Below are 552 nucleotides of genomic sequence, written 5' to 3'. Positions count from 1 at the left end.
GATGCTTCACGTCGTCGAAGCGGCCGTTCAACACCGCTTTGGCCGCATACAGCGCGGTACCCGCGACCTGCTTCGCCTCGATCTGCGGCGGCATCACCAGCTCCGCGCGGCTGGTATGCACATCCAGCAACGCCGGGCCGCGCTGGGACAGGAAGTCCTGCACCGCCTCTTCCAGATCCTCGCTGCGGGTGACGGTGCGGCCGTGGAAGCCGATCACCTCGGCCAGGCGGCCGAAATCCGGGTTCTTCAGGTCGGTGTAGTTGTCCAGCAGGCCTTCCACCTTCTGCTCCAGCTCGACGAAATTCAGCGAGCCGTTGTTGAACACCACCACCTTGATCGGCAGGTTTTCCTGCACGGCGGTCAGCAGGTCGCCCAGCAGCATCGCCAGGCCGCCGTCGCCGGACAACGAGATCACCTGCCGCCCCGGGAACGCCTTCTGCAGGCCCAGCGCCTGTGGCATCGCGTTGGCCATCGTGCCGTGCAACAGGCTGGTCAGCGTACGGCGGCGGCCGTTGACCCGGATATGCCGCAGCACCCACACCATCGGTGAGC

General features: G+C 66.3%; 1 protein-coding gene. It reads right to left on the bottom strand.

Annotated features, from left to right (window positions below; translation table 11 throughout):
• A partial coding sequence (locus ACYVEA_RS34790) for a thiamine pyrophosphate-dependent enzyme (protein WP_461117936.1) occupies positions 1 to 552 on the bottom strand: 552 nt, incomplete at both ends.

Source organism: Spirosoma jeollabukense (assembly GCF_054777855.1).
The sequence above is the reverse complement of the archived record's forward strand: the minus strand, read 5'-3'. Positions and strand labels throughout refer to the sequence as shown.